General features: G+C 66.0%; 23 protein-coding genes. 16 read left to right on the top strand and 7 right to left on the bottom strand.

Annotation, left to right across the window (positions count from 1 at the left end; all coding sequences use genetic code 11):
* Nucleotides 1-78: 78 nt before the first annotated feature.
* Nucleotides 79-273: a helix-turn-helix domain-containing protein gene (locus tag AC1M2K_RS04190; RefSeq protein WP_480238153.1), complete on the top strand. Its 195-nt coding sequence runs from the start codon at nucleotides 79-81 to the stop codon at nucleotides 271-273.
* Between the two features lie 107 nt (nucleotides 274-380).
* Nucleotides 381-479: a 30S ribosomal protein bS22 gene (locus AC1M2K_RS04185; protein ID WP_003792170.1), complete on the top strand. Its 99-nt coding sequence runs from the start codon at nucleotides 381-383 to the stop codon at nucleotides 477-479.
* Nucleotides 480-572: 93 nt separating this feature from the next.
* On the opposite strand, the gene AC1M2K_RS04180 is transcribed toward AC1M2K_RS04185, so the two are convergent.
* Nucleotides 573-1,625 (bottom strand): LacI family DNA-binding transcriptional regulator, encoded by a 1,053-nt coding sequence (locus tag AC1M2K_RS04180; protein ID WP_480239950.1) that lies wholly within the window; start codon nucleotides 1,623-1,625, stop codon nucleotides 573-575.
* 180 nt (nucleotides 1,626-1,805) lie between these two features.
* On the opposite strand from AC1M2K_RS04180, the gene AC1M2K_RS04175 reads away from it, so the two are divergent.
* The 4 genes from AC1M2K_RS04175 to AC1M2K_RS04160 are packed head-to-tail and all read left to right on the top strand — an operon-like array spanning nucleotide 1,806 to nucleotide 7,163.
* Nucleotides 1,806-3,062, top strand: a complete 1,257-nt coding sequence (locus AC1M2K_RS04175; protein ID WP_480238151.1) for a sugar ABC transporter substrate-binding protein — start codon at nucleotides 1,806-1,808, stop codon at nucleotides 3,060-3,062.
* A 6-nt stretch (nucleotides 3,063-3,068) separates the two neighbouring features.
* A complete protein-coding gene (locus AC1M2K_RS04170; protein WP_480239949.1) occupies nucleotides 3,069-4,205 on the top strand; it encodes a carbohydrate ABC transporter permease in 1,137 nt (378 codons plus the stop codon).
* On the top strand, nucleotides 4,202-5,101 hold the full coding sequence (locus AC1M2K_RS04165; protein WP_480239948.1) for a carbohydrate ABC transporter permease: 900 nt from the start codon (nucleotides 4,202-4,204) through the stop codon (nucleotides 5,099-5,101). The genes AC1M2K_RS04170 and AC1M2K_RS04165 overlap by 4 nt, the downstream gene beginning before the upstream one ends.
* 46 nt (nucleotides 5,102-5,147) lie before the next feature.
* The gene (locus AC1M2K_RS04160; protein WP_480239947.1) at nucleotides 5,148-7,163 is read left to right on the top strand and encodes a glycogen debranching N-terminal domain-containing protein; all 2,016 of its coding nucleotides are present in this window, start codon (nucleotides 5,148-5,150) and stop codon (nucleotides 7,161-7,163) included.
* A gap of 183 nt (nucleotides 7,164-7,346) precedes the next feature.
* On the opposite strand, the gene AC1M2K_RS04155 is transcribed toward AC1M2K_RS04160, so the two are convergent.
* From AC1M2K_RS04155 to AC1M2K_RS04145, 3 genes are all read right to left on the bottom strand, one after another.
* Complete coding sequence (locus tag AC1M2K_RS04155) at nucleotides 7,347-8,120, bottom strand: YidC/Oxa1 family membrane protein insertase (protein WP_480239946.1); 774 nt, start codon at nucleotides 8,118-8,120, stop codon at nucleotides 7,347-7,349.
* A gap of 66 nt (nucleotides 8,121-8,186) precedes the next feature.
* Nucleotides 8,187-8,480: a DUF6412 domain-containing protein gene (locus AC1M2K_RS04150; protein ID WP_480238146.1), complete on the bottom strand. Its 294-nt coding sequence runs from the start codon at nucleotides 8,478-8,480 to the stop codon at nucleotides 8,187-8,189.
* A gap of 29 nt (nucleotides 8,481-8,509) precedes the next feature.
* A complete protein-coding gene (locus AC1M2K_RS04145) occupies nucleotides 8,510-8,938 on the bottom strand; it encodes a RidA family protein (RefSeq protein ID WP_480239945.1) in 429 nt (142 codons plus the stop codon).
* Between the two features lie 56 nt (nucleotides 8,939-8,994).
* Here AC1M2K_RS04145 and AC1M2K_RS04140 point away from each other — a divergent pair, with 56 nt between their 5' ends.
* Genes AC1M2K_RS04140 through AC1M2K_RS04130 form a run of 3 tightly spaced genes read left to right on the top strand, consistent with a single transcriptional unit; the run spans nucleotide 8,995 to nucleotide 9,988 of the window.
* Nucleotides 8,995-9,405 carry an SRPBCC family protein gene (locus AC1M2K_RS04140; RefSeq protein ID WP_480238144.1) on the top strand — a complete coding sequence of 137 codons (411 nt, stop codon included), beginning with the start codon at nucleotides 8,995-8,997 and terminating at the stop codon, nucleotides 9,403-9,405.
* 17 nt (nucleotides 9,406-9,422) lie between these two features.
* Entirely contained in the window at nucleotides 9,423-9,692 is a 270-nt protein-coding gene (locus tag AC1M2K_RS04135) for a glutaredoxin family protein (RefSeq protein ID WP_480239944.1), read from the top strand.
* Nucleotides 9,689-9,988, top strand: coding sequence for a Dabb family protein (locus tag AC1M2K_RS04130; RefSeq protein ID WP_480238142.1), 300 nt, complete (start codon nucleotides 9,689-9,691; stop codon nucleotides 9,986-9,988). The genes AC1M2K_RS04135 and AC1M2K_RS04130 overlap by 4 nt, the downstream gene beginning before the upstream one ends.
* A 98-nt stretch (nucleotides 9,989-10,086) precedes the next feature.
* Here the strand turns inward: AC1M2K_RS04130 and AC1M2K_RS04125 are convergent, their stop codons facing one another.
* A complete protein-coding gene (locus AC1M2K_RS04125; protein WP_480239943.1) occupies nucleotides 10,087-10,482 on the bottom strand; it encodes an SHOCT domain-containing protein in 396 nt (131 codons plus the stop codon).
* Nucleotides 10,483-10,594: 112 nt separating this feature from the next.
* Nucleotides 10,595-11,920, bottom strand: a complete 1,326-nt coding sequence (gene aspS / locus AC1M2K_RS04120; RefSeq protein WP_480238454.1) for an aspartate--tRNA(Asn) ligase — start codon at nucleotides 11,918-11,920, stop codon at nucleotides 10,595-10,597.
* A gap of 83 nt (nucleotides 11,921-12,003) precedes the next feature.
* On the opposite strand from aspS, the gene AC1M2K_RS04115 reads away from it, so the two are divergent.
* Genes AC1M2K_RS04115 through ccsB form a run of 6 tightly spaced genes read left to right on the top strand, consistent with a single transcriptional unit; the run spans nucleotide 12,004 to nucleotide 17,047 of the window.
* Complete coding sequence (locus AC1M2K_RS04115) at nucleotides 12,004-12,639, top strand: histidine phosphatase family protein (RefSeq protein ID WP_480239942.1); 636 nt, start codon at nucleotides 12,004-12,006, stop codon at nucleotides 12,637-12,639.
* A gap of 8 nt (nucleotides 12,640-12,647) precedes the next feature.
* Nucleotides 12,648-13,223, top strand: a complete 576-nt coding sequence (locus tag AC1M2K_RS04110) for a TlpA family protein disulfide reductase (protein WP_480240802.1) — start codon at nucleotides 12,648-12,650, stop codon at nucleotides 13,221-13,223.
* A gap of 8 nt (nucleotides 13,224-13,231) precedes the next feature.
* Nucleotides 13,232-13,978, top strand: coding sequence for a cytochrome c biogenesis CcdA family protein (locus AC1M2K_RS04105; protein ID WP_480238139.1), 747 nt, complete (start codon nucleotides 13,232-13,234; stop codon nucleotides 13,976-13,978).
* Complete coding sequence (gene resB, locus AC1M2K_RS04100; protein WP_480238138.1) at nucleotides 13,962-15,644, top strand: cytochrome c biogenesis protein ResB; 1,683 nt, start codon at nucleotides 13,962-13,964, stop codon at nucleotides 15,642-15,644. Before AC1M2K_RS04105 ends, resB begins: the two co-directional genes overlap by 17 nt.
* A complete protein-coding gene (locus AC1M2K_RS04095; RefSeq protein ID WP_480239941.1) occupies nucleotides 15,641-16,051 on the top strand; it encodes a DUF3054 domain-containing protein in 411 nt (136 codons plus the stop codon). Before resB ends, AC1M2K_RS04095 begins: the two co-directional genes overlap by 4 nt.
* Nucleotides 16,052-16,096: 45 nt before the next feature.
* Entirely contained in the window at nucleotides 16,097-17,047 is a 951-nt protein-coding gene (ccsB, locus tag AC1M2K_RS04090) for a c-type cytochrome biogenesis protein CcsB (RefSeq protein WP_480240801.1), read from the top strand.
* Nucleotides 17,048-17,120: 73 nt separating this feature from the next.
* Here ccsB and AC1M2K_RS04085 read toward each other — a convergent pair whose 3' ends face one another.
* A complete protein-coding gene (locus AC1M2K_RS04085; RefSeq protein ID WP_480239940.1) occupies nucleotides 17,121-18,122 on the bottom strand; it encodes an o-succinylbenzoate synthase in 1,002 nt (333 codons plus the stop codon).
* A 153-nt stretch (nucleotides 18,123-18,275) separates the two neighbouring features.
* On the opposite strand from AC1M2K_RS04085, the gene AC1M2K_RS04080 reads away from it, so the two are divergent.
* Nucleotides 18,276-19,181, top strand: coding sequence for a 1,4-dihydroxy-2-naphthoyl-CoA synthase (locus tag AC1M2K_RS04080; protein WP_480239939.1), 906 nt, complete (start codon nucleotides 18,276-18,278; stop codon nucleotides 19,179-19,181).
* Nucleotides 19,182-19,212 lie beyond the last annotated feature (31 nt).

The raw sequence follows: 19,212 nt of genomic DNA, 5'->3' as shown, positions 1-19,212 counted from the left end.
CGACACGGCCGAGCCGCGGAGGCTACAGTGGGCGGGAGATCACCGCAACATCAGCCTCATCACCGCACAGGAGACACCATGGCCACCGGAATGGAAGACGTTCGTTTCCTGACCGTGGCTGAAGTCGCCGACATGATGCGCGTGTCGAAAATGACGGTGTACCGCATGGTGCACGCAGGCGACCTGCCGGCCATCAGGTTCGGTCGATCGTTTCGTGTTCCGGAGTCCGCGGTCGCCCAGGTGATCTCGACGCATGTAGCCGACAGCGCCTGAAACCGGCGTGGGAGCTTGCGCCTCGCGGATCAGCTAGACTGTTCCGAGGCATTTTTTTCTGCCGGCCGTGGCATCCGCGGCCACAGCCAAACTTTGTGAGGTAAGTAGTGGGTTCTGTAATCAAGAAGCGCCGCAAGCGTATGGCGAAGAAGAAGCACCGCAAGTTGCTTCGCAAGACTCGTCACCAGCGTCGTAACAAGAAGTAAGTCGCAACGCACCAGTTAAGCGTCAGACCCGCGAGGGACTGGCGCTTTTTGGCGTTCCTCGACGCTGCCCGCCCGGTTGATCGGGTCGAGATCTCAGCGGGACGTCTCGCCGGCGATCGCCGTGGGTTCGCGCACGATCAGGCGTGGCCGGTAGAGCCGGTGGCGCGGGTCGCCGGATGTCTCGCTCCAGCTGATGATCTCCCGGCCGTTCGGTCCGAGCAGGAGATCGAGTGCGCCAGCGGCCACGTCGGTGAGGGGCTGCTCGACGCTGGAGAGTCCGATCGCGTCGGCAACGGGCGTGTTGTCGTATCCCACGACGGGAACGCCTGCCCGCGTGGCGAGCATCGCGCCGAGACCGAGGGTGTCGCTCGCGCAGACGATGGCGTCGACGCGCACGCCTGAGTCGAGCAGGGTGCGGATCGCTGCGCTTCCCTCGGCGACGCCGTCCTGAGCTTCGAGATTCAGCCGGTCGATGGCATCCGCCGCCAGCCCGCCGCGCTCCGCCATGGCGTCACGCCAGCCGCGGCGACGGTCGTCACCGGTGCCGGAGTGGGTCGGCCAGCCGAGATACGCGACATGGCTCACACCGGTGTCGAGGAGATGGTCGGTCGCGTCGTGCACGCCGCTCCAGCCGTCCACATCGACCCAGAGGTGCAGGGGGTCGTTGAGGTCGTCGATGCCCCACGGGCGCCCGAAGGTGACGAACGGCACGTCGTGTGCGATCAGCCACTCCGTGCGCGGGTCCTCATAGAACGTGGATGTCAGGACGAACGCATCGACGTCGGCGCCGTCGTGCAGTCTCGAGATCTGACGGATCTCGTCATCGGGATCCGTCGCAGTGAAGAGCGTCACGCGCAGCCCCCTGGCGTCTGCCTGTTCGGTCAGCGCGTGGAGGAACCGGTCGAGCACAGATCCCGAGATGCCGTTCGTCATCGGATCGAGCCGGATGCCCAGCGTCGAACTCTTGCGGGTGCGGAGCCTCCTGGCCGACGCATGCGGGCGGTAGTTGAGCGACGCGATGGCCGCCTCCACCTTCTCCCGCGTGGCCGGCTTGACGAGCTCGGGGGAGTTGAGGACATTCGACACGGTCTGCCTGGACACTCCGGCAGCATGGCCCACGTCGGTCACCGTCGGCAGTCGAGCCATGGCGCCTCCGTTTGATCGATCAACATCGTCAGGGTATCGCAGACGGAGACGATCCGTCGGGTCAAGAGCATTGACAGCGTCCGCACCTCTGGCTTATGTTTCACACATCAGTTTGATCGATCAAATTGCACAGCAGCGTTGCAGAGTTTGAACGATCAAATAGCTATCAAGGAGAATTCCATGCAAAGACGCACCTCCCGCTGGCTCACTGTCGGCGCCCTCGCCGCGGCGGGCACTCTCGTCCTCACCGGTTGTGGTTCGGGATTCAGCGAAACACCAGAACCCGGCTCCGGCGGCGGCGAACTCACCTCGTCGGACGACGCCCTCACGGTGCTGATCGGATCCAGCGGCGACGCGGAGACCGCGGCCGTCACAGACGCGGTCTCCGCGTGGTCCGAGTCGTCGGGCACCGACGCCGAGGTCAAGGTCGCCAGTGACCTGACCCAGGAGCTCACCCAGGGCTTCTCGTCAGGCAAGCCGGCAGACGTGTTCTACCTGTCAACCGAAGCGCTCCCCGGCTACGCCTCGAACGGCTCCGTCCTCGCCTACGGCGACATGCTCGAGAACAAGGACGACTTCTACCCGAGCCTCGTCTCCTCCTTCACCTACGAAGGCGACTTCTACTGTGCTCCGAAGGACTTCTCCAGCCTGGCGCTGCAGATCAACACGGACATGTGGGCCGAAGCCGGACTCACCGATGACGACATCCCCACGACATGGGAAGAACTCGAGACGGTGAGCAAGGCCCTGACCACACCGGAGCACGTCGGGCTTGCCCTCGGTGCCGAGTACCAGCGCCTCGGAGCCTTCATGGCGCAGGCCGGCGGTAACCTCATGAACGAAGAGAGCACCGAAGCGACAGCGAACAGCGCCGAGAACGTCGAAGCGCTCACCTTCGTCCAGAAGATGCTCAACGACGGAACGCTCAAGTACGTCAAGGATCTCGGAGCGGGTTGGGGCGGAGAAGCCTTCGGCAAGGGTCTGTCGGCGATGACCATCGAAGGCAACTGGATCACCGGCGCCATGACGAATGACTTCCCCGACGTGAAGTACACCGTTGCGGAACTCCCCGAGGGTCCGGCAGGCAAAGGCACCATGCAGTTCTCCAACTGCTGGGGAATCGCGGCCGACAGCCCAAACCAGCAGGCAGCGCTCGAGCTGATCCAGGAACTGACGACCGCCGAGAGCCAGCTGGCGTTCTCCGAGGCGTTCGGCCCGATGCCGTCGATCCAGTCGGCTGCCGAGGACTGGAAGGCCGCCAACGAGATGCTCGTTCCGTACCTCAACGGGGCCGACTACGCGCAGGGCGTGCCGACCATCCAGGGGGCGATCGACGTCATGACCGACCTCAACGCAGAACTCGAAGGGCTGAAGGACGGTGACCCGCAGGCGATCCTCGACTCGGCCCAGGCCAACATCGAAGCACTGCTGAAGTAGAGAGTCATGTCGACGACCGCGAGTCGGTCTCCCCGCACCGGAAGCCGGCGTTCCGGCATCCGGCGTGGGGAGGCCGCATCGGGGTGGCTGTTCACGGCCCCGATGCTCTTCCTCCTCGGCCTCTTCCTCGTCGTCCCTGTCCTGATGGCGCTGTGGGTCAGCGTCTCGGACTGGACCGGTCGAGGCAGCCCGTTCTCGGGCAACGTGAGTTTCGTCGGTGCCGAGAACTACGAGGCGCTGCTGACCGGCGGAGGCCTCGCCCAGCGGGACTTCGGCACCGCACTGAAGAACAATGCCTGGTACGTCGTGTTCGTCGTGCCGCTGCAGACCGGCCTGGCCCTGTTTCTCGCCGTGCTGCTCAACCGCCAGATCCTCAAGGGCCGTGGCTTCTTCCGGACGGCCTTCTACTTTCCCTCCGTGACGAGCTCGGTCGCGATCACGGTTCTCTGGCTCTTCCTCTTCAGCGCCACAGGCGCTGTCAACAAGCTTCTGTCCTTCGTCGGCATCAACGGCCCGACCTGGTTCAACGACCCATCGGGCATCCTCCACTTCGGCGTGACGACCGGACCGGCGTTCCTCACCGAGAACTCGACTCTCGGTGTGACCTGGTGGGACTGGCTGGGTGGTCCGAGTGTGGCGATGTCTGCGTTCATCCTCATGGCCATCTTCACGACGAGTGGAACGTTCATGCTCCTCTTCATCGCCGCCCTGCAGAACCTCGGCGGCGACGTCACCGAAGCAGCGATGATGGACGGGGCCAGCGGCTGGCAGCGTTTCTGGCAGGTCACTCTGCCTCAACTGCGCCCGACCCTGTTCACCGTCCTGACTCTCGGGCTGATCGGATGCTGGCAGGTCTTCGACCAGATCTACACCGGCACCAAGGGTGCACCATCCAAGACCACGCTGACCCCCGCCTTCCTGTCGTACCAGACGGCGTTCAACAACCAGCAGTGGGGCCAGGGTGCGGCGATCGCGTTCATCCTCTTCGCCATCATCGTCTTCTTCACCCTGATCCAGCGCTGGGTCCTCGCCGACCGGGGAGTGTCCAGGCGTCGCGCTCGTCTGTACGCGCTGCCGCCTGCGGCATCCGACGGCACGCCGTCACAGGCATCCGTCCTCACGAAGACCGGGAGAAACCGATGACCGTCGCGGCACCGAAGCCGACAGCCCCCGTCGCGCTGCCACCGATGAAGCGGCGCGCGAGGCCGTCGACGAAGATCCTCGCCGGCACGTCCTTCGCCTACGCGCTGCTCGTCGTGATCGCGATCGTCTACATCTTCCCGTTCATCGTGCAGGTGGCGACGTCGTTCAAGACGGATGCCGAGGCGGCATCCGACCCCCTGTCCCTCCTCCCCGCGACCTGGACGACGGCCGCATACGAGCGGTTGTTCCTCAACTCGGACTTCCCGCTCTGGTCGATGAACTCGATCATCGTGACGCTCTGTGTCACGTTCGGCCGGGTCTTCTTCTGCTCGCTGGCCGGCTACGCGCTCGCCCGCCTGCAGTTCAGGGGGCGCGCCCTCGTGTTCGCCGGCCTCGTCGCGGTGATGAGCGTCCCCGGCGTCGTGCTGCTCATCCCGAGGTTCCTCGTCATCAACCAGATCGGCATATACGACAGCTACGCGGGAATGATCATCCCGCTGCTCGTCGATGCCGCAGGCGTCTTCATCATGAAGAACTTCTTCGAATCGATCCCGGCGAGCGTCGAGGAGCAGGCGCGCATCGACGGTGCTGGCACGTTCCGGGTGTTCTGGTCCGTCGTCCTCCCCATGGCCAGGCCGGCGCTCATCACGATCATCATCCTGTCGTTCCAGGGATCCTGGAACGAGCTCAACCACTTCATCGTGGCGAGCCAGTCCGCCGAGCTCGTCACGCTCACCAAGGGCGTGGCCTCGCTGGCGTCCGGGCAACTCAGCCAGGGCACCCAGTACCCGATCAAGCTGGCCGCCGCGGCCATCATGACCATCCCCGTCGCCATCGTCTTCTTCGTCTTCCAGAAGCGGATCATGAACACGAGTGAAGGCGCCGTGAAGGAATAGTCAGGCGCTCTCGGCCGACCGTTCCGCTTCACTCAGAGGAGTCCCCATGCACCCATCGCTGCAACCGCTGCTGCACAACGAAACCGTCATTCTCCGGGCGCCGTTCCAGGCGTGGTCGTCTCCTGACGGCAGCATCGGAGGGCGCTCGATCCACGGGATCTACCTCGCCGATGTCCGCCTCGTCTCCGGGTTGTCGGTGAGGTTCGGCGGCCAGGAAGCCGAGCACATCGCCACCGTCCCGCGCGGGGCATCCTGTGCCGGGTTCGTGTCGCTGCTTCGGCATCTCGACGATGCCGAAGCGGATCCGCGCGTGCGGGTCACGCAGGACCGGACGCTGTCTGTCACAGGGGCCGGGGACATCTTCGTCCTCGAGTCGACCCTGGCGACGGATGTCACGACGACCGTGACGGTGTCGCTCCGCGCAGACCTGGCCACGATGGAAGCCGTCAAGATGGGAGAGAGTTCGGAGCCTGTCCTGATCGACTTCGACGGGTCGTGGGCGTTCTGGGGCTCGGGCTCCGTCTCGGTGTCGCTGTTCGCACCGGGCGCATCGCTCGCCCGCAACGGCGACACCCTCGATCTGACCTGGGACGTGACCGTCCCGGCGAAGGGCAGCGCGACCGTCGGCTGGTCCCTCGAGGCCGCTGACACGGCATCCGTCGTCGCCGGTGTGTCGGAGGATGCACCGTGGAGCGTGCCAGAGGTACGCGCGGGGGACGACCGTCTCACACGGTGGGTGGCGCAGGCGCTCGACGACCTCGACGCGCTTCGCCTGACGACAACCGCAGAGCCAGGCGCGCAGTTCCTCGCCGCAGGAGCACCGTGGTTCTTCACTCTGTTCGGCCGGGACTCGATCTGGGCGGCCCGCTTCCTTCTGCCGCTCGGTACCGGGATCGCCGCTGACACTCTTCGCGTGCTGGCCGGACTGCAGGGGAGGCAGTCGGTGCCCGCCACTGCGGAACAACCGGGCAAGATCATGCACGAACTGCGGCGTGAGGCTCTGAATCTCGGCGACGGAGTGACACTCCCTCCGCTGTACTACGGCACGGTGGACGCGACGCCGCTGTGGGTGTGCCTGCTGCACGACGCGTGGCGCTGGGGGATGCCGGATGACGAGGTGCGCGCCCTGCTGCCGAACCTCGAGCGTGCGCTCGACTGGATGCGCGACTTCGGTGACGCCGACGGCGACGGGCTCCTCGAGTACGTCGACGAGACCGGGCACGGGCTCGCGAACCAGGGCTGGAAGGATTCAGGCGACTCGGTGCAGTGGCGCGATGGTTCGCTCGCCGACGGGCCGATCGCGCTGTGCGAAGTCCAGGCGTACGCCTATGAAGCCGCTCGGCACGGCGCCGACCTGCTCGAGCACTTCGGCGTCGGTGACCCGGCCGCGCGACGCGAATGGGCGGAGGCGCTCCGGTCGACGTTCCACGAGAAGTTCTGGATCGAGGACGAGACCGGTCGCTACCCGGCGATCGCGCTCGACGTACACAAGCGCGCGGTCGACACCGTGACGAGCAATATCGGGCACCTGCTCGGTACCGGCCTGCTGGATGCGTCTCAGGCGGCGGACGTGGCCGCGCGGCTGGTCGCGCCGGACCTGAACTCGGGTTTCGGCCTCCGCACCATGTCGACCGACTCTGCGGGCTACTGGCCGTTGAGCTATCACGGTGGCAGCGTCTGGACCCACGACACCGCCATCGCCATCGCCGGGCTCGTCCGTGAGGGGCACTCCCGCGAGGCGGGTGAGCTGATCCGGGGTCTCCTGGCGGCGGCATCCGCATTCGATTACCGGATGCCCGAGCTCCACTCGGGGGACGCCGCCGGCACGTTCTCCCGCCCGGTTCCGTACCCGGCGGCCTGCCGTCCGCAAGCGTGGTCGGCTGCTGCAGCGGTCGCCGTTCTCGGTGCGAGCCTCGGGGTCGAGCCGACGGACGGCGCTCTCGCAGCGTCGCCCGGTGCGCTCAGCAGCTCCGTCGCCGTGGACGGCCTGGTCTTCGGCGGCGTCCCGGTCTCGATCGACGAGTTCGGAGTGGTGACGGCCGCGGCCGCGTTGGTCGGCTAGAGCCACCCGTCGGTCGCGCTTCGACGAGCTCAGTGACCGGCGACTGCGCGTACCGGGACCGGTGTTCGCAACGTCGGAGATCCGTGGCGGATGCCTTGCATACGGGCCGTTTTCGCGCGATTCAGCCGAAATCTCCGACGGTGAGAACGGTGCCCCCGGTCCCGTCGCACTCGCGGGCGCTCGCTATTCGATCTGCGGGGCCGATGGCGGTGCCGCCTCCTTCGCCTCGAAGCGCCGCCGCAGTATCGCCCGCTCCACCAGCGTCCACGAGGTGGTCACCGCGAGGTAGATCGTCGCCGCCAGCGGAACGATCGCCGCGAAGATCACCGTGAGGAACGGCATCCAACTGAGGATCCCGGTGAGATTCTGCATGCCTGGCGGCACCGAGTCAGGCGAGACCGGTGCGTTCCTCACCGCGGCCAGCCTGGACAGCCAGGCCACGGCGGCGATGACCGCGAGGAGGGTCAGGTAGACGAGCATCCCTGGCCACGCACCACCGCCGAGAAATCCCACCAGGGGGAGGCCGAGAGGGACGCCGAAGACCTCTTCGGTGAGCAGCCCGTTCGGATGCCCGTTGATGCCCTGCAGGATGAACAGGCCATAGACGGTGGAGATCACGGGGGCCTGCAGCAGGGTGGGGAAGCACCCGGCGAGCGGCGACGCCTTCTCGGCCGAATAGAGCTCCATCGTCTTCTGCTGGAGAAGCTCGGGCTTCTTCTTGTATCGGCGCTGCAGTTCCTGCAGTTTCGGTGCCAGACGCCGGCGGGTGAACTCGGCGCGCACCTGCGAGCGCCCGACGGGAATCAGTGCGGTGCGCACGAGCACTGTGATGGCGATGATGGCGAGCGCCGTGCTCAGGGTTCCGGCGAACGGCGTGAACAGGGTGGCGATGGCGGTGACGAGGGAATAGGCGAAGTCGAGCACGATCGCGACGGGCGCGAACGAATAGATGTCCACGGATGTGGTCCTAACGGTCAGAGGGGAAGGGTCGCGTCTGGTCGCGAGCCTGCTCTTACCGATGGGCTACGCGACCGCCTCTGACAGCGAAGGGGCGCGTGGCCGGGGGCGCCCCGCCGTGTTGGGGTGAGTCGGAGCGGGGATGCGCGTGAGGACCTCGCGGTGCTGGCGCGACCGCGACCCGACCATGAGCCTCAGCGCGGTGATGATCACCGCGAGGTACCGGGCTCCGAGAAGAGCGGATGCCGCCAGGACGGCGACGCCGGCAACGAGCATCGCGGATGGCTCCGCCTGGGCGACCGCGAGCACGACGAAGGACACGGTCAGGAGCATGACCAGCCTGGTGTGGATCGATCGCACGGTGTCCTCTGGGGTCGGTGAGTTCGAGGCTACCGCACCACGGAACTCGGCAACTCGTGGTCCTGTCCGAGGCCGGGAAGGTTCACGACGGCTTCGACGCCCACCAGCGCGCCCTCGCGACCGAGCGCGTACACCTGCAGCACGGTGATCGCCGTCGGCTGGGTTCCCCAGCTCTGGATCGCGGGACCGAACACCTCGTCCAGCGTCACGTCCCTGGCGAAGTAGACGGTCAGTTTGGCGACCGCCGAGGTGTCGACGCCGACGTCTGCGAGCACGAGCTTCAGCTGCTCGACAGCCTGGGCCGCTTGCGCACCGGCGCCACCTGGGACGATCGCGCCATCGGCATCCACCCCGTTCTGCTCCCCGATGAACATGATGCGTCCGCCATCGACGATTGTGGCCTGCGAGAAGTACGGGTTGTGGTGCATAGTCTCGGGGTTGATGTGTGACAGGGTCATGACGCCTCCAGTGCCATCGGTCTTGTCCGGGAATTGTAACCATTAAGCTCGGTTACATGAGCGAATCGAAGAAAACCACCGGTCACACGGATGCCGGATGGGACGTCGGAGTTCGCAAGACCGTCGCTGCGCCCGTCCCAGACGTCTGGGCGTACATCACCGGTAAGGGCCTGCCGATGTGGCTCGGCGAGATCACCGAGCTGCCGACGAAAAAGGGAGTTCGGTACAGCACGAGTGACGGTGTGCGCGGCACCATCCGTGGCTATGTCGAACAGAAGTTCATCAAGCTGACCTGGAAGCCCGAAGACTGGCCCCACGAAACCATGCTTGAGATCACCCTCACCAAAGCCGGCGCAGGCACGACGGTCGGCATCCACCATTCAGAGCTCGCGGATCGTGAAGAGCGCCGCATGATGGTCGGCCACTGGCATCGCGTCGCCGACTCCCTCGTCGAGCACTTCGCCTAGGCGATTAGGCTGGGAACGTGGCAACGGCATCCCTCACCCTCATCGGCAAACCAGGCTGTCACCTCTGCGATGACGCCCGCGTCGTCGTCACCCGGGTGATCGGAGACCTGGCCTCGCGCGCCGACGCCCCGCAGCTGACCCTCGACGAAGTGTCGATCCTCGACGACGCCGCCCTGAACGACAGGTACGCGGAAGAGATTCCCGTCCTGCTGATCAACGGGCGCGTCCACAACTACTGGCGGATCGACCCGGTCCGCCTGGCCACCGCACTCCTGGAGCTCACATGATCCGTCACATCGTCTGCTGGAAGCTCACCGCGACGGATGCCGAGACGAAATCCGAACATGCGGCCGAGATCGCGCGCCTGATGAACGAGCTGCCCGCGCTGATCCCCGAGATCCGCGCGTTGCAGGTCGGTGAGAACGCGTTGTTCCCCGAGGTCAACTGGGACGTCGTGCTCATCGCCGACTTCGACGACGCTGATGCTCTCGAGCGCTACTCTGTGCACCCGGAGCACCAGCGGGTCGGCAAGTACATCGGCGAGGTCCGTTCGGACCGCGTCGCTGTCGACGTCGAGGTCTGACGCCTCCGTTCCCGCGAGGGCATCACTTCCGGTCGAGAACACCCGGCGGACCGGGAGCCCTCGACCGCAACTGATGCCTTCGGTGCTCGAACGTCCCGCTAGGAGCGCGCGAGTGCCTTCGTCTTGAGCGCGGTGTACTCGTCGGCCGTGATCGCGCCGGAGTCGAGCAGCGCCTTGGCGGTCGCGATCTCCTCGCTCGGCGACGATCCGCCTGCGGTCTCACGGATGTAGGACTCCGTTGCCGCCTGCGACTCCTGGAGCCTCGACACCGAGCGCTCTGCCATGCCGTTGCCGCGTGCGATCAGGTAGACGAGCGCCGTGAGGAACGGCAGGAACACCAGAAAGATGAGCCACACGGCCTTGAGCCAGCCGTTGAGGTTCCTGTCGCGGAAGATGTCCCCGATGATCGAGAACAGCGCGAACAGGTACGCGATGAATGCGAACGCCCAGAAGAAGACCCACAGCAGGTCCCAGATGTTTCTCAAGAAATCCATGACCGAAGCCACCCTCCGCCGATGCGGCGCCACGCTGACGCCCTCTTACGGCTTCGGGGTCAAGCTAATGCACGCGCGCGGGAGGGGATGAGAGCTTGGCGCGAAATTGCGTTTACGGGAGCAGGCGGGTCGGGCCGCGGAAGAGGTAGGTGACCTCGCGGATCGACGTCTCGTGCAGCATGAGCATGAGAACACGGGCCAGGCCCATGCCGAATCCGCCGTGCGGCGGGACGCCGTACCGGAAGAAGTCGAGGTAGAAGTCGAGCTCCTCAGGGTCGAGCCCCTTCTCCTTCGCCTGCTCGATGAGAACGTCGACGCGGTGCTCGCGCTGTGCGCCCGTGGAGATCTCGACACCGTTGAAGATGAGGTCGTAGCTGTTGGTGACGGTCGGGTCGTCGTCGTTGCGCATGTGATAGAACGGCCGGATGCTCGACGCGTAGTCGGTGAGGAACACGAACTCGTGTCCGAACGTCTCGGCGACGTAGGCCGAGATCTGGCGTTCGCCCTCGGGGTCCATGTCGTCGTCTGCGCGCGGGACCTCGTAGCCGCGCTCGGCGACGATGCGCTTCGCCTCGGCGAGGGGGATGCGCGGGAACGGGGTCGTCGGCACGGTCACGTCGAGGTCGAACAGAGCCTTGATCTCGTCGCCGTGCTTCTCCTTCACGGCGCTGAAGCCGGCGACGATGAGGTCTTCGTGCAGCTGCATGACGTCGTCGTGCGAGTCGATCCAGCTGATCTCGGAGTCGATCGAGGTGAACTCGGTGGCGTGACGTGAGGTGAACGACGGGTCTGCGCGGAACGCGGGGCCGACCTCGAACACCTTGCCGAAGCCGGCAGGCTGGGCCATCTGCTTGAAGAACTGCGGGCTCTGGGCCAGGTACGCCTTCGTGTCGAAGTATTCGATCTCGAAGAGCTCCGCGCGCGATTCGCTCGCGGATGCCATGAGCTTCGGGGTGTGGAGCTCGATGAAGTCGTTGTCGATCCAGTAGGTCCTGAGCGCGTGCTCGAACGTCGTCTGGATGCGGAAGATGAGGTTCTGCTTCGGGTTGCGCAGGTCGAGGAAGCGCCAGTCGAGGCGCTTGTCGAGGCTGGAATCCGCGGCGATCGGGGTCTCGGGGAGCGCTTCGCCGACGACGTCGAGTGATTCGAGCTTGATCTCGAGGCCGCCGAGTTTCACACGCTCATCGATCTTGAGGGTGCCGGTCACGGTGACGAAGGAGCCGTGCGCGAGCGCTGAGATGGCCTCCGTGATCGCGAGCTTCGTCGCGGATGCCTCGTCCTCGGGGTTCAGCTCACGAACCGCCGGGTTCACCAGCTGAACCGCGCCTGACTCATCGCGCAGCACGATGAACTGGACCTTCTTCTGGTCGCGGACGGTCTCCACCCAGCCGGAGACGGTCACGGGACCCTCGGGAAGCGCGGCCAGGTTCTTGATCAATACTCGTGAGTTCACGGTAGCCAAGCTTACGCGAGGCTTTCTCTCTGGCGGATTCCCAGCATCCACCTCCGTAGACTGGACAGGTGGTAGCCAGCCAGATCCATCTCGTCCGTCATGGAGAGGTGCATAACCCATTGCGTGTCCTGTACGGACGCCTCCCCGGCTACCGACTTTCAGAGCTCGGCGAGAGGATGGCCGCTGCCGCCGCCGATGACCTCGCCGGCCGCGACCGCGAGATCACGCGCCTGGTGGCATCCCCGCTGCAGCGGGCCCAGGAGTCGGCCGCTCCTGTTGCGGAACGCTTCGGCCTCGACGTCATCACCGATGATCGGATCATCGAGCCCACGAACCACTTCGAAGGCACCATCATGCGCCTCGCGCTGCGCAACCCGGCCAACTGGGTCGCGTTGCGCAACCCGAACAAGCCGAGCTGGGGCGAGCCGTACGTCTCGATCGTCGGCAGGATGCTCGACGCCGTCCGCGACGCGTGGGAATCGACCCCGTCAGGCGACGTCGTCCTGATCAGCCACCAGCTGCCGATCTGGATGGTGCACTCGGCGCTCGGCGACGGCCGTCTGCCGCATGACCCGCGCCAGCGCCGCTGCGCGCTGTCCAGCATCACGACCTTCGAGCACCGCGACGGCGTCTTCGTCGAGGTCGGCTACACCGACCCGGCCGCGGCCCTCGCTGCAGACGCCACCGACGTGGGGGCGGTATGAGTCGACGGATGCGCGTGGCCGCGACAGTGATCGCCGCCTCGCTTCTCCTCGCTGGCTGCTCGAGCGACCCGCTCGCCGACCAGTACAAAGAGGGAAGCAACAAGGGCTACATCGCCGGCGACGGAACGGTGACCGAGATTGCGGAGGCAGACCGGGGCGAGCCGATCAGCTTCGCCGGTACGACGGAGTCTGGCGAGGAGATCTCCTCAGCGGACTTCGACGGAGACGTCCTCGTCGTCAACTTCTGGTACGCCGCGTGCGCGCCATGCCGCGCAGAGGCGCCTCAGCTGCAGGAGCTCAGCGCCGAGTACGACGGGGAAGGCGCACGGTTCATCGGCGTCAACGTCTACGACCAGGCCGACACGGCACTCGCGTTCAATGACACCTACGGCATCACCTATCCATCGATCATGGACGTCGAGGACGGTGCCGTGAAACTGGCGTTCACCGGAACCGTTCCGCCGAAGGCCGTCCCGACCACCCTCGTGCTCGACAAGGAAGGCCGGGTCGCCGCGCGCATCCTCGGCCAGCTCAAGGATGCCTCTATCCTCGGCACCCTCGTCCGCGACGCGATCGCGGAGTAGGACCCGCCATGAACCCGGGTGAGATCGTCTTCAACGGCCAGCTGTTCGCTGCCATCCCCATCGCGCTGCTGGCAGGGCTGGTGTCGTTCGCGTCGCCGTGCGTCCTCCCGCTCGTACCGGGTTACCTCGGCTACGTCAGCGGAATGTCGAACGGCTCCCGGTCGAAAGAGGCGCCTGCACGTTCGCGTGTGATGCTCGGCGCCCTGCTGTTCGTGCTCGGTTTCAGCCTCGTGTTCGTGCTCATCGGCGCCTTCGCGGGCACCATCGGCGCGTTCGTCATCCAGTGGCAGGATGTCATCACCCGGGTACTCGGGGTCGTTGTCATCGTCATGGGGCTGGTCTTCATCGGCCAGTTCTCGTTCCTGCAACGCACCGTGAAGTCGTCCTTCCGGCCGGCGACGGGACTCGCAGGCGCCCCGCTTCTCGGCATCGTCTTCGCGGTCGGCTGGGCTCCATGCCTCGGCCCGACCCTCATCGCCATCCAGGCGCTCAGCCTCAACGCCGGATCGACCGGTCGTGGCGCGCTCCTCGGCCTGTTCTACTGCCTGGGTCTCGGCATCCCCTTCCTCCTCGTCGCGGCCGGCCTCAACTGGGTCACCGGATCCGTTGCATTCCTGAAACGGCATATCCGTGCGATCAACGTCGGAGGCGGCGTCCTGCTCGTCCTCGTCGGTCTGGCCATGGTGTCCGGGGTCTGGGGAGTTTTCATGTCTAGAGTCGGAGTGTTGATTCAGGGTTATGTCACGACCATCTGATTACGTCGATGCGGGCGCGCCGCAGCGGCAGGACACCCCTCAGGACGACATCGTCCAGCCGAAACTGGGCTTCGTCGGCACCCTCCGGTTCATCTGGCGACAGCTCACGAGCATGCGCACCGCCCTGCTCCTCCTGTTGTTGCTCGCGATCGCCGCCGTTCCCGGTTCGCTCGTGCCTCAGCGCAGCTCCGACCCCAACGGCGTGATCCAGTACTTCACCGACAACCCCACGCTCGCGCCGGTGCTCGACAGCATCCAGATGTTCGACGTGTACGGCTCGGTCTGGTTCTCGAGCATCTACCTGCTGCTGTTCGTGTCGCTCATCGGCTGTGTGATCCCCCGGACGAAGCATCACTTCCAGGCCATGCGTGCCCGCCCGCCGCGCACGCCTGCGCGCCTCGAACGACTCGCCGTGCACAGGGACGTCACCCTCGAAGGCGGCGACGCCGGCACGGCCATCGAGTCGGCGCACGCGCTGCTCAAGAAGTCGGGCTACCGCACCGAGCTCTACCAGGGTCGCAACGGCGACGTGTCCGTCTCCGCTGAGCGTGGATACCTCCGGGAGACCGGCAACCTCGTCTTCCACTCCGCGCTCGTCGGCATCCTCGTCACCGTGGCCGTCGGCGGCGGTCTCGGTTACGCCGGTCAGCGCGTCGTCGTCGAGGGGCAGACCTTCGTGAACACCCTGCTCGATTACAACTCCTTCAACCCTGGTCGCTTCTACAACCCCGACTCGCTCGCGCCGTACTCGCTTTCGCTCGACTCCTTCGACGTGACCTACGAGCAGGAGAACCTCGACGCATACGGCCAGCCGACCGACTTCACCGCGAACGTCACCACCCGCCTCCCCGGCGGCGAGGAGGAGGAACGGTCGATCAAGGTCAACGACCCGCTCCGTTTCGAGGGCACGGACGTCTACCTGCTCGGCAACGGCTACGCGCCGACGATCACCGTGCGAGACCCCGAAGGTGCTGTCGTCTTCACGGATTCGGTCCCGTTCCTTCCCCAGGACGGGAACCTCACGTCCCTCGGCGTGATCAAGGTCCCTGACGGGCTGGAGAAGCAGCTCGGCATGATCGGGTTCCTCTACCCGACGGCCTTCGAGATGGAGACCGGCGCGTATACGTCGACCTACCCCGACCTCGTCTTTCCTGTGCTCACCCTCAACGTGTATTCGGGTGACCTCGGCATCGACGCCGGTGTTCCGAAGTCCGTGTATTCGCTCGACCTCGACGACATGACCCAGCTCACCGGCGGCGAGACCGGTGTCGACTCGATCGAGCTCATGCCTGGACAGAGCCAGGAGCTGCCGGACGGGCAGGGCACGATCACCTTCGAGAACGCGAATCCGGATGCCGCTGAGCCGACCGACGACGACGTCACCACCGCTGACTTCACCGGGTCGGTTCCGCGGTTCGCCTCGTTCGACGTCCACCACGACCCGACTCAGGGCTGGGTGCTGCTCTTCGCGATCCTGATCCTCGGCGGCCTTCTGACCTCCCTCTTCGTTCCCCGCAGACGGGTCTGGATCAAGGCCACAGATCACGCCGACGGCACCGTCCGTGTCGAATACGCCGGCCTCGCACGCGGCGAGGACCCCGGTCTCGCGGATGCCGTCGAGGTCATCGCTTACCGGCACGGCACCGCGCTCGGCCTCGAGCGATGACGACGAGGGTCCGCCGGGTTGCGCTGGCGCTCGGCATCGACCTCGTCGCGACACTGGTCTTCGTGCTCACCGGCAGGGGAAGTCACAACGCGGACGCGAGCATCGCCGGTCTGCTGACCACCTGGTGGCCGTTCGTCGTGGCTCTGCTTCTCGGCTGGCTGGTCACCGTCGCCTGGAAACGACCGTTCGGAGTCGTGCACCCGGGGATCGGAATCTGGCTGGTCACGGTCATCGGTGGGATGGCCCTGCGTGCGATATCGGGCCAGGGCACCGCCGTGCCCTTCATCGTCGTCGCGACGATCGCCCTCGCCGTGCTGCTCGTCGGCTGGCGGGGGATCGCCGCCCTCATCCGGCGGCGCCGTGCATCCTCGACTGAATCTCCCCGCGAAACCGGAAGGTACTCTTAGACCGTGGACTTGAACGAACTCTCAGTGCTGTCCCTCTGGTCGGCCATGGCGATGTACGCACTCGCCTTCATCGCGTTTGCGCTCGACCTGGCCAAACGGTCGGCAGACGTCACTGCGGTGACGCAGGCGACGGAATCCGTCGAATCCGCATCGACCGCAACTGCGACCTCCGGGTCCGGCTCGCGTGTCGCGACGCTCGCCAGGGCTGATGTCGATGCACCCGATGTGACCGCGAAACGCTCGCCCGTCCTCCGGGTCGCCGTTGCGCTCACCGTTATCGGTTTCCTGCTGCAGCTGACCGCGACGGTCACCAGGGGCGTTGCGGCCGAACGTGTGCCGTGGGCCAACATGTACGAGTTCGCGATGACAGGAACACTGCTCATCATCGCCGTCTACCTCGCCGTTCTCGTGCGGGTGGACCTGCGGTTCCTCGGCACCTTCATCACCGGGCTCGTCCTTGTGCTCCTGGGCATCGCCGCCGTGAACTTCTACGTAGAGGTCGTCCCGCTGCCGCCGGCACTGCAGTCGGCGTGGCTCATCATCCACGTCTTCGTCGCGTCGACCGCGACGGCGTTCTTCGCGCTCGGCTTCGCGCTTTCGGTGCTTCAGCTCGTCCAGCACCGTCGTCAGGTGGCCGGAACCGACCTGAAGAACCTGAAGCTCAAGTTCCTGGCGACACTGCCGTCGGCCGAGCGGCTCGAGAACCTCGCCTACCGCACCAACATCGTTGCGTTCATCCTGTGGACGTTCACCCTCATGGCCGGCGCGATCTGGGCGGAACGCGCCTGGGGCCGGTACTGGGGCTGGGACACCAAAGAGGTCTGGACATTCATCATCTGGGTGATCTACGCCGGGTACATCCACGCCCGTGCCACCCGTGGCTGGCGCGGATCACGGTCGGCCTGGCTGTCGATCATCGGCTTCGCCGCCGTGATGTTCAACTTCTCAGTCGTCAACCTGTTCTTCAAGGGTCTGCACGCGTACTCGGGCCTGTAGGCCCGACCGCGAGTTGCCCGCTTTCAGGGGTGTCGCGCGCCCCACACCCGGTCATTCCGGGCAACTCGCGAGCTCAGAGCAGCGCGTGGCAGCGACGCAGCCGGGCAAGCCACCATTCGCGTCGTTCCTCTGAGGCTGCATAGCCGTCGAGCAGTCGTGGCGACGGGATGACCCGGCGCACGTCGATCGATCCGTGAACGGCCTGCAGCGGATCATCCGTCACGTCAGCGGACAGCAGTGAAGCGGTCCCGAGTCCGCAGTCGTATTCGAGCTCGGGCACGGCGGCGGCGAGCCACGCGCCCATCGACAAGCCGACGGAGGTGTCCAGCGCGCTCGATACGACGACAGGCAGCCCGGCCTGGTCGATGATCTCGAGCGACCGGCGGATGCCGCCAAGCGGCTGTGCCTTCAGCACGAGAATGTCGGCGGCGCCGGCCTGGGCGACAGCGATCGGGTCAGCAGCCTTACGCACGCTCTCGTCAGCGGCGATCGGCACACCCATGTACTTCGTGCGGCGGCGGATTTCGACGAGCTCTGGCACGGTGTCGCACGGCTGCTCGACGTATTCGAGGTCGAACTCGGCCAGGGCATGGATGGCGTGCTCGGCTTCGTCGACGTTCCATCCGCCGTTGGCGTCGACACGGATGCGGCCCTCAGGGCCCATCAGGTCGCGGACGGTGCGCACCCGTGCGACGTCTTCGACGAGGGTCTGCCCGCGCTCAGCAACCTTGACCTTCGCGGTGCGGCATCCGTCGAAGCGCTTAAGGATGCCTGCGACCCTGTCGACATGGACAGCCGGGACCGTCGCGTTGACCGGGATGCTCCGCCGCACCGGGGTGGGAAGGTCGCCCCACGCGAACTCGACAGCGGCTCGCAGCCAGGTCGCACTCTCGGCGTCGTCATACTCGACGAACGGTGAGAACTCAGCCCAGCCGTTCTCGCCTTCGAGGAGCAGCGCCTCACGGACCTCGATGCCCCGGAACCTGGCCGCCAGGGGAAGCGCCACCACCCGCGCCGAAGCGAGGAGGTCACCAAGATCCGGCAGCGGCCGGCCGAACGACGATGTGTCAGGCATGCTCTCATTCTGCCGTGCCGGACGGTGAACACACGCCCGACAGGAGCCGTCGGGCAAAAACTGCGGATGTGTCCTGTTGAGTGTGCGTCGAGCACAGAATCTCCTGTTGAGCTGCGCGCGGGTGAACCGAGTGCGGCTCACTAGGCTGAAATCATGACCGTGTCTGAGATTTTCGACGAGAGCGCGTGGGTCGAGGTTGCCGGATTCGGCGCCCTGACCGACATCACCTACCACCACGACGTATCGGGCCGGATCGCCCGGGTCGCGTTCAACCGCCCTGAGGTGCGCAACGCCTTCAGGCCGCACACGGTCGACGAGTTGTATCGTGCCCTCGAGGACGCCCGCACCAACCCCCGCATCGGAGTCGTGCTTCTTACAGGCAACGGGCCGAGCGCCAAGGACGGTGGCTGGGCGTTCTGCTCGGGTGGCGACCAGCGCATCCGGGGCCGCGACGGCTACAAATACTCCGAGAGCGCCGAGGCATCCGGCGTCGACACGGCCCGCAGCGGCCGGCTGCACATCCTCGAGGTGCAGCGCCTCATCCGGTTCATGCCGAAGGTCGTCATCGCCGTCGTCCCTGGCTGGGCCGCAGGAGGCGGGCACTCACTGCACGTCGTCTGCGATCTCACCATCGCCAGTCGTGAGCACGGCAGGTTCAAGCAGACGGATGCCGACGTCGGGTCCTTCGACGCCGGTTACGGCAGTGCGTACTTCGCCAGGCAGATCGGGCAGAAGTTCGCCAGGGAGGTCTTCTTCCTCGCCGAGGAGTACTCCGCTCAGCGCGCCTATGAGATGGGTGCGGTCAACGCCGTCGTCCCGCACGAGGAGCTCGAGTCCACCGCGATCGACTGGGCGCGGACCATCCTCACGAAATCGCCGACGGCGATCCGGATGCTCAAGTATGCGTTCAACGCCGTCGATGACGGGTTAATGGGCCAGCAGGTCTTCGCCGGGGAGGCCACGCGCCTGGCCTACGGCACGGACGAAGCGGTCGAAGGGCGTGACTCGTTCCTCGAGAAGCGCGAGCCTGACTGGTCGCCGTACCCGTGGCAGTTCTAGGGCGACCTCCGTTGACTCCGCTCCGGCGGGT

Source organism: Mycetocola sp. Y171, assembly GCF_056713165.1.
Note: the sequence above shows the minus strand (reverse complement) of the source record. Positions and strands in the feature narration are given on the sequence as shown.

Coding starts and splice junctions, on each gene's coding strand:
- AC1M2K_RS04130 (WP_480238142.1), top strand. CDS start 9,689: ATGATCCGTCACATCGTCTGCTGGAAGCTCACCGCGACGGATGCCGAG.
- AC1M2K_RS04160 (WP_480239947.1), top strand. CDS start 5,148: ATGCACCCATCGCTGCAACCGCTGCTGCACAACGAAACCGTCATTCTC.
- AC1M2K_RS04145 (WP_480239945.1), bottom strand. CDS start 8,938: ATGACCCTGTCACACATCAACCCCGAGACTATGCACCACAACCCGTAC.
- AC1M2K_RS04080 (WP_480239939.1), top strand. CDS start 18,276: ATGACCGTGTCTGAGATTTTCGACGAGAGCGCGTGGGTCGAGGTTGCC.
- AC1M2K_RS04110 (WP_480240802.1), top strand. CDS start 12,648: ATGCGCGTGGCCGCGACAGTGATCGCCGCCTCGCTTCTCCTCGCTGGC.
- AC1M2K_RS04190 (WP_480238153.1), top strand. CDS start 79: ATGGCCACCGGAATGGAAGACGTTCGTTTCCTGACCGTGGCTGAAGTC.
- AC1M2K_RS04085 (WP_480239940.1), bottom strand. CDS start 18,122: ATGCCTGACACATCGTCGTTCGGCCGGCCGCTGCCGGATCTTGGTGAC.
- ccsB (WP_480240801.1), top strand. CDS start 16,097: ATGGCGATGTACGCACTCGCCTTCATCGCGTTTGCGCTCGACCTGGCC.
- AC1M2K_RS04165 (WP_480239948.1), top strand. CDS start 4,202: ATGACCGTCGCGGCACCGAAGCCGACAGCCCCCGTCGCGCTGCCACCG.
- AC1M2K_RS04180 (WP_480239950.1), bottom strand. CDS start 1,625: ATGGCTCGACTGCCGACGGTGACCGACGTGGGCCATGCTGCCGGAGTG.
- AC1M2K_RS04125 (WP_480239943.1), bottom strand. CDS start 10,482: ATGGATTTCTTGAGAAACATCTGGGACCTGCTGTGGGTCTTCTTCTGG.
- AC1M2K_RS04105 (WP_480238139.1), top strand. CDS start 13,232: ATGAACCCGGGTGAGATCGTCTTCAACGGCCAGCTGTTCGCTGCCATC.
- AC1M2K_RS04095 (WP_480239941.1), top strand. CDS start 15,641: ATGACGACGAGGGTCCGCCGGGTTGCGCTGGCGCTCGGCATCGACCTC.
- AC1M2K_RS04140 (WP_480238144.1), top strand. CDS start 8,995: ATGAGCGAATCGAAGAAAACCACCGGTCACACGGATGCCGGATGGGAC.
- AC1M2K_RS04175 (WP_480238151.1), top strand. CDS start 1,806: ATGCAAAGACGCACCTCCCGCTGGCTCACTGTCGGCGCCCTCGCCGCG.
- resB (WP_480238138.1), top strand. CDS start 13,962: ATGTCACGACCATCTGATTACGTCGATGCGGGCGCGCCGCAGCGGCAG.
- AC1M2K_RS04170 (WP_480239949.1), top strand. CDS start 3,069: ATGTCGACGACCGCGAGTCGGTCTCCCCGCACCGGAAGCCGGCGTTCC.